Source organism: Microbulbifer epialgicus (assembly GCF_041447265.1).
Lineage (GTDB): Bacteria > Pseudomonadota > Gammaproteobacteria > Pseudomonadales > Cellvibrionaceae > Microbulbifer > Microbulbifer epialgicus.
Genome location: NZ_JBGMEK010000251.1, coordinates 1 through 893 on the forward strand (window position 1 = coordinate 1; position 893 = coordinate 893).

Genomic DNA, 893 nt, shown 5'->3' on the forward strand with positions numbered 1-893 from the left:
GCCCACCATACAGCTTCCCGTTTGGGGAGACCATGTGCCAGAAGTTTAATTGCATCGGGGTAAAGTCCCGCATCAACCAGCTGATTAATACTGACTTCCGGTGCGGTATCTGGTACTAAGTGTTCCTCAGCTTCCTCGCTTACCTCAAAATTTTTTAATAGCTCCGCAGCGGTAAGCGCTTGTACTTTGATCAGATCGGTCATTTGTAATTAATCCCCATCAGTTGATCATGGTCACGCCGCCTTTCAGGGTAAGCATACCGCCGCCTTTAACTTCGGCTGTAGCATCACCCTTGCAGGAAAGCATAGTGCCTTTGATGGTGATTCCTGCGGGGGTCAGCTTGATACTGCTGCCCCCAACCTTCAATTCAATGGACGCTTTTGAAGATATCTTGATAGCACCCATGGCATCTGTGGTCTGGGAACCTTTGCTGATTTTTAATGTATGATTGCCGGAACCAATAGTGACAACCTGGTTACCTTTATCAACATTCAGTTTCTGGTCACCCTTGGCTATAGTGACTACTTCGCTACCATCGGTAACCGTAATACTGCGGTCTTGTTTGACTTCCAGAGTTTGTTTGTTTTCTATTTTGCCGGTTTGATCGTTGTGAATTACAAAGTTGTGATCCTTACCAGCTTCCATATAGATTTCTTCGCTACCGCCTTTGTCATCAAATCGCAGCTCGTTAAAGGTGCTGCCTTCGTGCTCAGTTTTCCAGCCACTTTGTGTAGCTGTGTAGTTGGGGCCGGGATTGTCACCGTTATACACCGCGCCGGTAATTAAGGGTCGATCTGGATCACCGTTAATATATGTAACAATCACTTCCTGATTTATCCGAGGTACAAAATTTGCTCCCCAGTTTTTGCCGGCAAAGGATTGCATCACTCTGA

The 893-nt window shown here is 46.4% G+C and carries 2 protein-coding genes; both read right to left on the reverse strand.

Features of this window, described 5'->3' with window-relative positions:
- Positions 1 to 203, reverse strand: a 203-nt coding sequence (locus ACCI49_RS24830) for a DUF6931 family protein (RefSeq protein ID WP_442928501.1), incomplete at its 3' end; no start/stop codon positions are given.
- Positions 204 to 219: 16 nt separating this feature from the next.
- On the reverse strand, positions 220 to 893 hold a 674-nt coding region (locus tag ACCI49_RS24835; protein WP_371841943.1), incomplete at its 5' end, for a type VI secretion system Vgr family protein.